Origin of the sequence: Legionella pneumophila subsp. pascullei (assembly GCF_900637585.1) — a bacterium.
Taxonomy (GTDB): domain Bacteria; phylum Pseudomonadota; class Gammaproteobacteria; order Legionellales; family Legionellaceae; genus Legionella; species Legionella pascullei.
In genome coordinates this window covers 3,223,772-3,237,623 of sequence record NZ_LR134380.1, presented here as the reverse complement: position 1 = coordinate 3,237,623, position 13,852 = coordinate 3,223,772, and the positions used below count along the sequence as shown (strand labels likewise).

Sequence of the window (13,852 nt, the reverse complement as noted above, 5' to 3'; positions counted from 1 at the left end):
AAACGATTTAAATAACTTAGGAGAGGATATGCGTTTTAACCAATGGATGACCTGTATCACATCAGGATTAATACTCGCCAGTAATTCATGTTTTGCAACGACGTCGCCTGTTCATGAGCAATTGCAAGTTCCACAATGCCTTGCTGCAAAAATAACCATACCTCATAAGGTCTTGGCCGAGAACAAAGAGTTTAAAATTATTGATGTCTCATCATCTGATGTAGAGACTCTGACTATTCTGGCTGATAAAGTAAATTGTGGTCATTTTGTGAATGTGAGTCACAAATTAACAGGGACATTAGCGGCAAACCAACAGCAATCTGCTCAAAAGTTACTGCAAAAAAAGCTCATTAAACCGTTTGGTGTATTCAAACTACATAAAGACGTTTATGAAATCAAGCATGAAGAAGAAGTCAATGCAGCATTAAAAGAAGTAGCCTCTGACAACATATGGCAAACTTTGACTCATCTGACTTCCTATTATAATCGCTCTGCAACTAAGGATACAGGTGTTGAAACGGCTAATTGGTTAAAATCCAAATTTGAACAGATGGCTGTTGAGTATGGCCGAACTGATACTTCGACCTTTTTTGTAAAAACCGGGTGGTACAAACAACCTTCCCTGGTTACCGTGATTGGCAAAGACATCCAGGCTCCCGCTATTGTCATTGGTGCTCATATGGATACTCTTGATGGTCGTATGCCTGGCGCTGGTGATGATGGTAGTGGCTCATCAAGTATTATGGAAGCAGCACGGGTTATCTTGTCATCTAAAGCGACATTTAAGCGCCCCATCTATTTTATTTGGTATGCCGCTGAAGAAAGAGGTTTGGTTGGCTCACAACACGTCGTTCAACACTTTCAGGAACAATCAATTCCAGTGAAGGCTGTGGTGCAATTTGACATGACAGGCTATCGAAATGATGCCAATGATCCAACGATGTGGGTATTTACTGATTACACAGATAAGAATTTAAGTAATTATCTGGCCAAATTAATTGATCATTATATTCGCGTACCGGTAGATTATTCACGATGTGGTTATGGCTGCAGTGATCATGCTTCCTGGAATGAAGAAGACATTCCTGCTGCTTTCCCATGCGAAACCAGTTTTGCTGATCACAATCCATACATCCATACTTCTTCTGATAAAATGGATTTATTGAATTTGGAACATATGACCAACTTCTCCAAACTGGCTGTAGCATTCGCTATTGAGCTGGCCTCAGAATAATTCTCTTACACTTCCCTGGATAGTTTATTCAGGGAAGTAATTCTGTTTTGAATGACTTATATCTCCTCTTTTTACTAATTAAAACAATGTTTGCTCACTAGTGAATAAAAGAATTTCTTATATTTACTCGCTCTTAATTTTGTCTTAATGATTAACAGCTATAATTATTACTGGCTAATTTGATTTATTATTTATCATGACTAAAATAATTGATTCTTTAAAAAACTCTGATGTGCCCCATTTGTATTTATTAAATATTGGATTAACAAGAGAGGAATATAGCGATACCTCAAAGATGAGTCGTGATGAAAAGCAACAATTGGTTAATAACATAATTGCCAAGGCTTCTCATGAAGAAATTTTGAAAATTATTAATGATTTCATGGTGTTGGAACTTTCAATAGAGTCAAATGATCCAATTCGTACTGGCAATCGTCTTATAGGTCAATTGCTTCTTGGCTACATTACCAAAATTGATCAACAGAATTTTATTACTTTTTATGATAAAGAAATAAAAAATGGGAATAAAACATTAGGCGATTATTTAATCCCGGAACAAGTGAAGCAAATTTGGGCTGTTATAAAAAATGCGGCTGCAAAATATTTTACTGAAAATCACAGAGATAATGATTATCAAGCATTTTTAAATAAAGGGTTTAAAATTATACCGATTTTTTATTATCAGCAGCAATTCCCTGAAGTTACTCCCGAGCAATTTATCCAGGGAGTAAGACCAATTGAATTAACCAGAGAAAGAGATGAAATTAAAGACGCGTTTCATAGGAATCTGGCAGCAGATGTAACTATCCCGGAGTTTTCTGCGAACGATGATTTGATGACAAGATTACATGAAATAAAAACACATATCTTGACTACTGAATGGAAAGTAGGAAATTATCTTTTGTTTAAAGGAGGGGTTATGCATGGAGACAAGCGTCTTCCTCACCGAGTCAATGATATTCTTGATTTGATTGAAAAAGTTGAAAATGGTAAGTTAGAGCCTAAAGTTGCTTACGCACAAATTGTTGAGAAAGCTAAAGAGGCTTTGGACAACCCAAGGAACGGCCGATTTTCTGAAACGACTGATTTTTATCAAGACATATATAATCATCATATCCTTAGCGATGATTATAATTTTAACCATACCGTGCAATTAACAACGGACCATGCGCATTTATTGTAACTTCGACCGTTAAAATAATCAGTTGGTGGCTTTGAATGATGTCTTGAAGTCTGGTTTAATTTACAGATTCAGGACATCATAAATAGCCTAAAATCATATTTCTTTATTGCCTGTTTTATTATCTGTAATAGGTGGGCAACTAAATTCCTCAGTGATTTTATTTTCTCCATCCACTGCCTGTAATATGACCGGAAATTGCCATAAATAATGTAAGTGCTTTAATACCTCATTAGTTGAACTTCCAAGTGGTACCCTGTTTTGTTGGGAGTACCTTAAAGTCAAAGAGCGGTCTCCTTGCAAATCAACAGAATAGACTTGAATATCAGGTTCCAGATAACCCAGATTATATTGTCTGGATAATGCTTCTCTGATTTGCTGATATCCCCATTCGTCGTGAATGGCATTGATGTATAATTCGGAGTTGCGATCATCATCAACAATATGGAACAGTTTTAAATCTCGTATAAGTTTTGGTGACAGATATTGAGCGATAAAGCTTTCATCTTTGTAGTTGCGCATGGCTGTATCAAGGCTTGTGAGCCAATCTGTGTTCGCGAGATATGGAAACCACTTTTTGTCTTCCTCTGTGGGGTTTTCACAAATTCGTTTGATGTCTTGCATCATGTGGTAGCCAAGGGTATATGGATTAATACCATTGTAATAAGGACTATTGTATGCTGGTTGCATGATGACATTGGTGTGACTTTGTAGTATTTCCAGCATAAATTCATCGGTCACTAAACCTTCATCATACAAGGCATGCAAAATAGTATAATGCCAAAAGCAGGCCCATCCCTCATTCATCACTTTAGTTTGTCCCTGAGGATAAAAATATTGGGCCAATTTTCTTACTATACGCACTATTTCTCTTTGCCAGGGCTCTAATAGAGGGGCATTTTTTTCTATAAAATAGAGAATATTCTCCTGAGGTTCTTCTGGAAAGCGTTTTTTTTGCCCGTTTTTATCGATTTGCTTACTGAAAGGTATCGTTCTCCATAATTCATTAACTTGTGATTGCATGTAGATTTCACGGTTTTGCTGCCGAATTTTTTCTTCCTGGATAGATAAGGGTGCAGGATGCTTGTAACGATCAACACCGTAATTCATAAGGGCATGACAAGCATCAAGCACTGATTCCACAGCATCTATGCCGTAACGCTCTTCACAATCGCTGATGTACTTCTTGGCGAATACCAGATAGTCAATAATAGCATCCGCGGAAGTCCACATTTTAAATAAGTAATTGTTCTTAAAAAAAGAATTGTGACCATAGCAGGCGTGAGCGATAACCAAGGCTTGCATAGCCATGGTATTTTCTTCCATTAAATAAGATATACATGGGTTGGAATTAATTACTAGTTCATACGCCAAACCCATTTGCCCTCTTTTATAACTTTTCTCAACACTGACAAAATGTTTGCCAAAAGACCAATGGTGATAACCGATGGGCATGCCTACTGAAGAGTAAGCATCCATCATTTGTTCGGCGGTAATGATCTCAATCTGGTTTGGATAGGTATCCAAATTAAAGCTTTTGGCGATGCGTGCGATTTCGCGATCATAGGCCTGTATTAACTCGAAAGTCCATTCTGCACCAGTTGATAGAGGCTTTTTTCTCATACCGTTTTCCTTTTAAATAATTCGCGAAATACAGGATAAATGTCAGCGACATTATCAATATTTTCCATAGCAAAATTAGGATAACGTTCTTTTACTTGTTGATATACTTCCCACAAACTTTGATGATGACGGGGCATAATTTCAATATAAGCAAAATATTGCAATAAAGGCATAATTTTTTCCTGTAGCAACTCCTGACAGTAAGGAGAGTCCGCATTCCAGTTATCGCCATCGGATGCTTGGGCAACATAAATATTCCAGGCTTGAGGAGGATAGCGTGCCTCAATGATGGTATTTAATAACTCCAGGGCACTCGAAACAACGGTGCCGCCCGTTTCGCGTGAATAAAAGAATTCCTCTTCGTTAACTTCTTTGGCTGAGGTGTGATGGCGGATAAAAACCAATTCAATTTTTTCGTAATTTTTGGTAAGAAACATGTAGAGTAAGATGAAAAAGCGTTTCGCAATATCTTTTTTAGCTTCATCCATGGAGCCTGATACGTCCATCACACAAAACATCACAGCTTGAGTGGAGGGTGATGGCACTCGCACACGGTGATTATAACGCAGGTCGATTGTGTCTATAAATGGTACGGTTTGTATCTTTTTTTTGAAAAATTCAATGTCTCTTTCAAGCTTCAAAATGTCTAGTTTGTCCGGATTGGCTAATTGCTTCAGGCGTTCAAGTTCTTCTTCAGCCTCTTTTAAGCGCTTTTTATAGGGGGAGGCTAAAGCGACACGACGTCCTGTTGCCTGTTTCATTGAGCGAAGGACATTAATATTATTAGGTATTCCACTAGTGGTTACGCCAGCTCTTACTGTTTTATAAGTGCTAATTCTTGCTAATTCTTTTTTTACCAAATCGGGTAATTCCAGATCTTCAAAATAGAGCTCCAAAAACTCTTCACGAGATAATTCAAAAACAAAATTATCTTCGCCTTCACCGCTATCGCTGGCATTACCTCCTGCTCCTCCAGCGCCACCGCCGCCGGGCCTTTTTATCCTGTCTCCGGCGATGAAATTATCATTTCCAGGAAGTACGCGTTCAATATGGCCACCATGGCCTCTGTGAAATTGAGGTTCATAAATGTCTTTGGCTGGTATAGTGATTTGTTCACCTTGGTCAATTTCAGTGATACTCCGTTTTCCGACAGCCTCAGAAACAGCTTTTTTAATCTGGCTTTTATAGCGGCGTAAAAAACGTTGGCGATTAACCGTGCTTTTTTTTCCAGCATTTTGTCGTCTATCAATTAATTGCGACATAATTGTTAGCTCCACACCTTCTGCAGGGTAAGTTTTTGTTAGCCAGGTTATAAGCAGTATCTGATTTTGGGTTCCATTTTATAGTTTCAGATAGTTACTTATAACTCTGACTGTATTTCATAACCTGTCACGTTATGAATTATGCTACCTATTATTGTGACTTCCTGACTCTCAAGTACCATTCACAAAGTAAGCGAACTTGCTTTCGTGTGTAGCCTTTCTCTACCATTCGAGAGATAAACTCTTCATGTTTTTTCTTATCTTCTTCAGATGCTTTGGCATTGAAAGAAATAACGGGTAACAAATCTTCAGTATTGGTAAACATTTTTTTCTCAATGACTGATTTTAGTTTTTCATAGCTATTCCATACAGGGTTTTTGCCTCGGTTATTTGCTCGAGCGCGCAGTACAAAATTGACTACTTCATTACGGAAGTCTTTAGGATTGGAGATCCCTGCCGGTTTTTCGATTTTCTCCAGTTCCAGATTTAATAAGGCTCGGTCAAATATCTCGCCAGTATCCGGGTCGCGATAATCCTGATCTTGAATCCAGAAATCAGCATAGGTAATGTAGCGGTCGAATATGTTTTGTCCATATTCAGAATACGATTCCAGGTAAGCGGTTTGAATTTCCTTGCCTATAAAATCGACGTATTTGGTCGCCAAATATTCTTTAATGAAGTTCAGATAAGTTTCATGCAGTTCTTGAGGAAATTGTTCCTGCTCGATTTGGCGTTCCAGCACATACATTAAATGAACCGGGTTTGCCGCCACTTCCGTGTGATCGAAATTGAATACTTTTGAAAGAATTTTAAAGGCAAACCGAGTGGATATTCCGCTCATACCTTCATCAACCCCTGCAAAATCTCTATACTCCTGATAGGATTTTGCCTTGGGATCGGTATCTTTCAAACTTTCTCCATTATATACACGCATTTTGGAGTAAATACTGGAGTTTTGTGGTTCTTTTAAACGGGTTAATACAGAAAATTGGGCTAGCATATCCAGGGTACCAGGTGCGCAAGGGGCATTGGCTAGAGAGCTGTTATGGATTAATTTTTGGTAGATTTTGATTTCTTCAGAAACACGCAGGCAATAAGGTACTTTGACTATGTTGATTCGGTCTATAAATGCCTCGTTATTTTTATTGTTTCTAAAGGATTGCCATTCTGATTCATTGGAGTGGGCTAGTATAATTCCCTCAAAAGGAATAGCTGACAGTCCTTCTGTTGCATTGTAATTTCCTTCTTGGGTGGCAGTCAGTAAAGGGTGTAGAACTTTGATCGGCGCTTTAAACATTTCCACGAATTCCAAAAGCCCACGGTTGGCTCGACATAAGCCCCCGGAGTAACTGTAGGCATCGGGATCGTCTTGAGAAAATTCTTCCAATTTACGTATATCAACTTTACCGACCAGAGAAGAAATGTCTTGATTATTTTCATCGCCAGGTTCTGTTTTTGCGATGGCAATTTGCTTGAGTCGAGAAGGTTTGACTTTAATAACCCGAAATTTGCTGATGTCGCCATTGTATTCCTGTAATCGTTTGACGGCCCAAGGGGACATTAAATAGCGTAGGTAGCGCGTTGGGATACCAAAACGTTCTCTAAGTAATTCTCCATCCTCCTGGGGATTAAATAATGACAGCGGAGATTCAAAGACAGGGGAACCTTTTATTGCATAAAAAGGAACTCTTTCCATTAAGTCTTTCAATTTTTCTGCGATGGAAGATTTACCGCCACCAACAGGCCCTAAAAGGTATAAAACCTGTTTTGTCTCTTCTAAACCTTGAGCAGCATGCTTCAAAAAGCCAACGATTTGCTCAATGGGTTCTTCCATTCCATAAAAATCTTCAAAGACTTCATAATGATGGATTATTTTATTTGAGAAAATTCGTGATAGAACCGGATCATGCCGAGTGTCTATCAATTCAGGTTCGCCTATCGCCATAAGCAAACGTTCTGCTGGGTTGGCATATGCTGTCGGGTCCGTTTTGCACAACTCCAGATACTCGTCCAAACTCATGTCTTCTTCTTTGTTATCAACAAATCGTTTGGTATAACCCGCTAAAAAATCTTGTGTATTCATGCGCCATCCCCTTTTACTTAACCCTGAGAAGGATATAATGTGAGTCTTTTTTTACTCTTTCCTGTATAAAAGCAAAAATTACTTCTTTTAATTCATAGTATAGTAGACTAACCATTTAATTTAATACATAAATCAATAAACTTATTCGTTTTTTTTATAGGAAGCAATGACTATGCCAGACACGACCATTTATTTGAAGGACTATCAATCTCCTGCTTTCACAGTTGAGAGTGTGGAATTGAATTTTGATTTGTATGATGACCATGCTTTAGTGAACAGTACCCTTAAGTTAACGCGTCAAAAGGATGGCGCATTGCATTTGTATGGTGAAGAGTTGGAGTTAATTGGTTTGCACTTAAATGGCCGCCGGTTAGAATCCGCTGAGTATGTTTTGACTAAAGACGCCCTTATTATAGAGCAATGCCCCGATGAAATAATCCTTAATATAGTGACTCGCATTAAACCGCAAGAAAATACTCAATTATCAGGACTTTATCGTTCTAATCATTTGTTTTGTACTCAATGTGAAGCAGAAGGTTTCAGACGAATTACCTATTATCTAGATAGACCTGATGTCCTGGCAACTTTTACTACACGTATTACCGCTGATAAAAAGCAGTATCCGATTTTATTGTCTAATGGTAATTTACTGGATGCCGGGGAAACCTCTGATGGACGTCATTGGGTGGTTTGGAAGGATCCTTTCAAGAAGCCCTCTTATTTGTTCGCTTTGGTAGCCGGTAATTTAGCTTGCGTTAGAGACAGTTTTATTACTTGCTCCGGGAGGACTGTTGATTTACGTATTTATGTGGAGCCAGGGAATGAAGACAAGTGCTCTCATGCCATGGAGTCATTAAAAAAGGCCATGAAATGGGATGAAGAGGTATATGGCCGAGAGTACGATTTAGATATTTATATGATAGTTGCGGTGAGCGATTTCAATATGGGGGCGATGGAAAACAAAGGGTTAAATATATTTAATTCCAAATACATCCTTGCTCGCCCCGAAACAGCCACGGATCAAGATTTCGCCGATGTTGAAGGTGTAGTAGGTCATGAGTATTTCCATAACTGGACAGGAAATCGTGTCACTTGTCGTGACTGGTTCCAGTTAAGTTTGAAAGAAGGATTGACTGTATTTCGGGATCAGGAGTTTTCTCGGGATATGAACTCCCGTGATGTTAATCGGATTATGGACGTTAAAGTATTGCGTAGTACTCAATTTCCCGAGGACGCCGGGAGTATGGCGCATCCAGTAAGACCTGAATCCTATCAGGAAATTAATAATTTCTATACGGCGACAGTATATAACAAAGGCGCGGAAGTAATTCGCATGCAACATACATTGTTAGGAAAGGAGAGGTTTCGACGAGGCATGGATCTTTATTTCAAACGCCATGATGGCCATGCCGTAACCATTGATGATTTTGTTGCTGCCATGGAAGATGCCAATGGAATCGATTTAACACAATTCAAACTTTGGTATAGTCAGGCAGGGACCCCTGAAGTGCGTGTGTTAAGCCATTTTTCAGAAGGGCGATTAGAAATTACTATGCAACAACATTGTCCCCCTACTCCTGAGTGCCATGAGAAAAAACCATTTCATATCCCGGTCCGCATGGCATTATTTGATTTGAAAGGGGAAATGATTCCCATAGAAAATGAGCTTCTGGAGTTAAAAGAGAAGGAACAACGTTTTATTTTTTCCGGGCTAAATGAAAAGCCTGTTGTCTCACTATTAAGAGAATTCTCAGCTCCTGTGAAAATTTATGATGATCTGGCACAGGATGATTTGTTATTTTTATTGCGTTATGAAACGGATGGATATGCCAAGTGGGATGCAGCACAACGCTTGGTTCTTAACTGTCTCAACGAAAACCTGAAATTACCAGCCAGTGAATGGCAAGTGCCTGAAACTCTTGTTGCTGCTTTTCAGCATGTTCTGCTCGATGAGTCTCTTGATATGGATCTACGGGCAGAATTGCTGACTCCTCCTGGATTTGAAGAGGTAGCAGCTACAATGAAGTGGGTTGATGTCAGCAAGGTTGAGTCAGTGCGAGATTATTTCCGTCAACAATTGGGATTAGGTTTATACACAAAAGCATCTGATCTTTATAAAGAATTATGGGACGCAGAAGATCATCGCATGCATGGCCAAGCCTATGGACGCAGAAAATTAAGAAATGTTTGTTTGTGGTTGATGATGAAAGCAAAAGAATCGGATGCTTTAGAATTATGCCGAGAACAATTCAAAGCCTCTCGTACTATGACGGATCAAATTGCCAGTTGCAGCCTATTAGTCAATTGTTCCAGGGAATCTCACCGAAACGAAGCCATAGAAGGATTTTATAAACAATGGTCCCATAATGAATTGGTTCTGGATAAGTGGTTTGCCATGCAAGCTGCATGTGAGCTGCCAGGAACAATGGATCATGTCAAAGAATTAACTCACCATCCCGCTTTTTGTATTAAAAATCCAAATAAAGTTCGGGCACTGGTTGGTGCTTTCTGTATGGCCAACCCTAGAAATTTCCATGCGTTGGATGGTAGCGGATATGTCTTTTTAAGTGAGGTGTTGATTAAACTGGACAAACTAAATCCTCAAATCGCTGCACGATTGGCTACCCCCTTTACTCGCTGGCGAAGTTATGATGAGCCAAGACAGAAGTTAATCCTTAATCAGTTAGCGCAGCTTACAAAACTGGATTTATCAAGGGATTTGCGCGAGGTTGTAGATAAGAGTCTGGTTGTTGAGGAAAGATAAAGTGAATTGAAGCGTGCTGGATTTTGCTACAGGCAAACTCAGCGCGCCTGAAGCGATTTTTATCCTCTTATTTGCTCCAATGAAACGCACAAAACTTTTTCAGCTTGATTATCAGGATTCAATTTAAGATAAACGTGGATTGATGTGCTTGTTGCGTGAGAAAAGTTTATAATAAGAAAACCAATGAAACCTATAGCATAAAGGAGTTTTTGTGCTTCATCGTTTTGCAGTGATAGGTAATCCAATTGCACATAGCTTGTCTCCTGTTATTCATCAAATGTTTGCCCAACAAACCCAAGTTGAATTGATTTATGAAAAAATCCTGGGGGATGATATCAAGTTTGAACAGCAAGTATCTGATTTTTTTATCCAGTTTGGCAAGGGACTTAATGTCACTTTACCTTATAAAAAACGTGCTTATGAATTAGCTACAGTACACACACAGAGATGTACCCTGTCTGGTGTAGCAAACACTCTTTGGATGAAAGAAAATCAAGTCCATGCCGATAATACCGATGGTATTGGTTTGATACGTGATTTATCCCGCTTTCTTGAGTTAAAAGGTAAAAAAATTCTGATTCTGGGCGCTGGCGGAGCTGCAATGGGGATTATTTCACCTTTATTGGAAACGAAACCGTTAAAATTAATTGTTGCTAATCGGACTTTGGCAAAAGCGGAAGAATTACAGCATCAATTTCCTCAAGTTAATGTCAAAAATTTAGATGACTTATCGGAGTCCTTTGATTTAATCATCAATGCCACTTCTGCGAGCCTGTCGGGTCAGGTCATTGTATTACCAGAAGAAGTGTTATCCCATAAACCATTTTGTTATGATTTGGCTTATAATCAAAAAACAAGCACTACCTTTGTGCAATACGCTCGTAATGGAGGGTGTGAAGCAGTTGATGGATTAGGTATGTTAGTAGAGCAAGCTGCCGAAGCATTCTTTATATGGAATAATATCATGCCTTCTACCAAGGAAATCTTAGAGAACCTACGATCCCTTTTTTAAATTGGAAGTTTGCATAACGGTTTGATGTGCTTTTGCAACCAAACTCTGGCTAACTAAAAAAAGCGCTGACTTCTGTGGCTGCTGCAATGGTGTCCTGGTAGCCTAATTCCAGTAATTCGCGAGTGAATTCTTTTTCAAAGAGTAAAAAGCTAAGCAGATCACCGGAGTGACTCGTGGCCCCCATAATATTTAATAAAAATCGAAGCAATACTGGCATGCTGGCGTAATGGCTTTGCGCTACTGACGCCATTGCTCGGCTTGGACGTAAATGCATGGTTGAGATAGGTCTCCAGGGAGAGCGTCGTTTTTTCCACATGGATAGGAGAGTAGCTATTTCATTCATACGATTAACCATTTCAATATCCCTATCCAGATTGTCCAAGAAAAGCCCATTCATCATGTTGCCCAAAATATGAGCGAAAGCAATTTCACCATTGCGCAAGGTTTCTGGGTCAGTAAATTCTGGTAATTCTCGAGTACCTAAAATGAGAATTCTATCTACTTGAAAGCGAATTGCTCCTCGAAGGGGGGCGACCAAACCTATGCTTCCATCGCCATAATGGAATCCGTTGAGACTAACGGGGGGAAAGAACAGGGGTAAAGCACTTGATGCCAGAATATGCTGGGCGTTGATTACCGCACGTTGGCTGCTATGGCGTGGATAATTCCAATCTTCAAATTCTGAATGATTATGGGCATAGAAGGAGATGGTTTGATGTGTTTCATAACAGGCGCTTAAGACTTCGAAAGTATCGAGGTATCCTTCTTGAATATTTTGTTCAATTCGTGTGAAATCAATGCTTTCTTCCAGAAATTGCCGTAATGGTGTTGTATCAAGCAAATGTCCTGATTGACGTTGTTTGATAATTAGGGTGCTTAAATTACGCATTACGGATTTACTCAATTCGTAATTACTTGCCTTGTAGATTTGTTGACAATGAATTTCACCCCAAATGGCTTCGAGTTTATCCAGGGCAGCAGGAAAATCATTGGCATTTTCAGCAAGTACGGCCGCATTGACACTGCCTACGCTGACACCACTTACCAAGTCAAAAGGTAGCGTTTTGGTTTGTAAAATATGCCCGATTGCTTTGAGCACCCCTGCTTGATAAGCACCTCGAGCACCACCACCTGCCAAATATAGAGCTTTTTTAACCATCATGTTTTATTTTATTTATTATAATTTGAAATATAGTTGAAATCTGGGCTAATTAGCAAGAAAGAATTATCGATGTCAGCTTTTCTTAATTATGAGTTGATATACTTAAATTAAATCGATACTTTTCTTGAGTCATTATCATGGGAATTACAAAAGACGAAAGATTCAGAAAATTTGAAATAGAAAAGACTCTTCAGCTTTTACAGTCGATGCAACTTCCTATTGAATATCCGTTGACTCCTTTAGATAAAACATCACTATTAAAAAAAGCGACAAAACGCATTCCTTTGCTGTCAAAATTTTTAAAAACTGTTGATGATACAGGTGACGTCGTTGTCAAAATTGGTGACAGGATGACCAGTCTATCTCATACACCAGGTAAAGAATCTTTAGCTCATGGTTTTGCTTTTGGTGGTGTTGCCATGGCAGGTTTTGATTTTCTTCGGATTCCTATCATTTATTTGTCGGCTTATTTGCTGGGCGAAGAAGTACCTGTTAATTTGAGTAATAATGCCAAATGGTTTTATTCTGCAATATTGTTAGGGTTGACCATAACGGCATTGGCAGTCCCGGTAACAGCTCCTTATATCGCTTTTGTTACAGCAGGTCTCAGTTTAGGTGTGGGTACGTTTTTATTAGGAAAAACTCTTTATGAACGCTATCAATTAGGCCGGGAAAAAAGAAAATTAAAAGCGGAGATCATCAGAGAAGAGGATGAAATGCTGAAAATTCAGGATAAAGCCAAGCATTTAGAATCCCTTTTACAAAATGCTGATAATGAAGAGCAAATAGCTGCCATTTTATCTGAAATATCAGTTGTCCAGGAGGACTATAATAGGCAGAAAAAACAAATTCAGGATTTAAAAAACGACGAGTTGCAATTAGAACAACAAATCAAAAATTTAGATACTATGAAGGTTGTTGACAGGACTGTCGCAGTTGCTCTATCTGCGCTTACTATTGTAGCCTTGGCTGTGACTTTATTTTTCCCGCCAGTTGGTGGAGGAATGTTGGCTGGGATAGCAATTGCTGGCGGTGCGTATTTCGTGGCCAGGGTAAGTGCGCCATTAATTAAAGCAACGGCTGTATGGCTCTACAATAAATTAAAATCGACCCCAAGTGAGAGTGCTGAATCACAGGATATAGATAACAAACCGACTTTAAGTAATGAGAAAGGAAAAAAAATAGAAAATACTTCGCAAATCGATAACGAGCTGGTTTTACCACCAATAGATGCTGAGAAGCTAATTTCTGCGGATTCAGGGGAGTATAAACCTGTACATGAATCAACTGAGGATGTACTGGTGGGGTTATCAGTCAATATCGACAGGCTCAAGGAAAAGGTAAAAACAGAAAAAAAAGAGGAAATAGAGGAAGCGTCCTCAGAGGAGCTTCAGCATTTTTCATCTCTATCCCCCTCTCCAAGAACGTTGGGTTCCAGAAAACTGTCAGCAAAAGAGAATGATGATGAGGAGGGAGAAAGCAAGTCAGATACAGAGCATCCTGAACTCCCTAAAATTTAAATCTACATTGCA

At 39.1% G+C, this 13,852-nt stretch carries 9 protein-coding genes; 5 read left to right on the top strand and 4 right to left on the bottom strand.

Annotation, left to right across the window (positions count from 1 at the left end):
- Positions 1 to 28 precede the first annotated feature (28 nt).
- Both lapA and EL201_RS14575 read left to right on the top strand, forming a co-directional pair.
- Positions 29 to 1,234 carry an aminopeptidase LapA gene (lapA, locus tag EL201_RS14580; protein WP_027222941.1) on the top strand — a complete coding sequence of 402 codons (1,206 nt, stop codon included), beginning with the start codon at positions 29 to 31 and terminating at the stop codon, positions 1,232 to 1,234.
- 196 nt (positions 1,235 to 1,430) lie between these two features.
- Positions 1,431 to 2,417, top strand: a complete 987-nt coding sequence (locus EL201_RS14575) for a hypothetical protein (protein ID WP_027222940.1) — start codon at positions 1,431 to 1,433, stop codon at positions 2,415 to 2,417.
- A gap of 93 nt (positions 2,418 to 2,510) precedes the next feature.
- Here EL201_RS14575 and EL201_RS14570 read toward each other — a convergent pair whose 3' ends face one another.
- The 3 genes from EL201_RS14570 to EL201_RS14560 form a co-directional block, all read right to left on the bottom strand.
- The gene (locus tag EL201_RS14570) at positions 2,511 to 4,037 is read right to left on the bottom strand and encodes a SpoVR family protein (RefSeq protein WP_027222939.1); all 1,527 of its coding nucleotides are present in this window, start codon (positions 4,035 to 4,037) and stop codon (positions 2,511 to 2,513) included.
- A complete protein-coding gene (locus EL201_RS14565) occupies positions 4,034 to 5,299 on the bottom strand; it encodes a YeaH/YhbH family protein (protein ID WP_027222938.1) in 1,266 nt (421 codons plus the stop codon). Before EL201_RS14565 ends, EL201_RS14570 begins: the two co-directional genes overlap by 4 nt.
- Positions 5,300 to 5,450: 151 nt before the next feature.
- Entirely contained in the window at positions 5,451 to 7,382 is a 1,932-nt protein-coding gene (locus tag EL201_RS14560; RefSeq protein WP_027222937.1) for a PrkA family serine protein kinase, read from the bottom strand.
- Between the two features lie 172 nt (positions 7,383 to 7,554).
- On the opposite strand from EL201_RS14560, the gene pepN reads away from it, so the two are divergent.
- Positions 7,555 to 10,146 (top strand): aminopeptidase N, encoded by a 2,592-nt coding sequence (gene pepN / locus EL201_RS14555; protein ID WP_027222936.1) that lies wholly within the window; start codon positions 7,555 to 7,557, stop codon positions 10,144 to 10,146.
- A gap of 211 nt (positions 10,147 to 10,357) precedes the next feature.
- Positions 10,358 to 11,158, top strand: coding sequence for a shikimate dehydrogenase (gene aroE, locus EL201_RS14550; RefSeq protein ID WP_027222935.1), 801 nt, complete (start codon positions 10,358 to 10,360; stop codon positions 11,156 to 11,158).
- A gap of 49 nt (positions 11,159 to 11,207) precedes the next feature.
- On the opposite strand, the gene EL201_RS14545 is transcribed toward aroE, so the two are convergent.
- Positions 11,208 to 12,320 (bottom strand): patatin-like phospholipase family protein, encoded by a 1,113-nt coding sequence (locus tag EL201_RS14545; protein WP_027222934.1) that lies wholly within the window; start codon positions 12,318 to 12,320, stop codon positions 11,208 to 11,210.
- Between the two features lie 137 nt (positions 12,321 to 12,457).
- Between EL201_RS14545 and EL201_RS14540 the strand changes: the two genes are divergently transcribed.
- A complete protein-coding gene (locus tag EL201_RS14540) occupies positions 12,458 to 13,840 on the top strand; it encodes a hypothetical protein (protein WP_027222933.1) in 1,383 nt (460 codons plus the stop codon).
- Positions 13,841 to 13,852: the final 12 nt, after the last annotated feature.

Coding starts and splice junctions, on each gene's coding strand:
- EL201_RS14560 (WP_027222937.1), bottom strand. CDS start 7,382: ATGAATACACAAGATTTTTTAGCGGGTTATACCAAACGATTTGTTGAT.
- lapA (WP_027222941.1), top strand. CDS start 29: ATGCGTTTTAACCAATGGATGACCTGTATCACATCAGGATTAATACTC.
- EL201_RS14565 (WP_027222938.1), bottom strand. CDS start 5,299: ATGTCGCAATTAATTGATAGACGACAAAATGCTGGAAAAAAAAGCACG.
- EL201_RS14545 (WP_027222934.1), bottom strand. CDS start 12,320: ATGATGGTTAAAAAAGCTCTATATTTGGCAGGTGGTGGTGCTCGAGGT.
- pepN (WP_027222936.1), top strand. CDS start 7,555: ATGCCAGACACGACCATTTATTTGAAGGACTATCAATCTCCTGCTTTC.
- EL201_RS14540 (WP_027222933.1), top strand. CDS start 12,458: ATGGGAATTACAAAAGACGAAAGATTCAGAAAATTTGAAATAGAAAAG.
- EL201_RS14570 (WP_027222939.1), bottom strand. CDS start 4,037: ATGAGAAAAAAGCCTCTATCAACTGGTGCAGAATGGACTTTCGAGTTA.
- EL201_RS14575 (WP_027222940.1), top strand. CDS start 1,431: ATGACTAAAATAATTGATTCTTTAAAAAACTCTGATGTGCCCCATTTG.